This window comes from Achromobacter sp. SIMBA_011 (assembly GCF_046535435.1).
Classification (GTDB): Bacteria; Pseudomonadota; Gammaproteobacteria; order Burkholderiales; family Burkholderiaceae_B; genus Achromobacter; species Achromobacter dolens.
Genome location: NZ_JAWRWN010000795.1, coordinates 1 through 256 on the forward strand (window position 1 = coordinate 1; position 256 = coordinate 256).

1 protein-coding gene is annotated in these 256 nt (G+C 58.2%); it reads right to left on the minus strand.

Features of this window, described 5'->3' with window-relative positions:
- Positions 1 to 256, minus strand: a 256-nt coding sequence (locus tag SB816_RS33165; protein WP_410548398.1) for a CinA family protein, incomplete at both ends; no start/stop codon positions are given.

The window sequence follows — 256 nt, forward strand, 5'->3', positions numbered from 1 at the left end:
CTCTCGCCGAAGAAACGCTGAGTACATGTAAAAACCGCAGCAGGCTCGCCAGCAAAGGCCCAAGCAAAGCACATCGTCCCTGGAGGTACCCCAGATTCGTCGGTAGGCCCCGCTACTCCTGTTGTTGCGATTACCACATTGGCATCGCTGTCTCGCAATGCACCCAACGCCATTTCCCACGCCACAGGCTCGCTAGTGAGCCCGTAGCGCTCGATGGTCTCGGAACTGACCCCCAGCAAACGCTTTTTCGCACTCG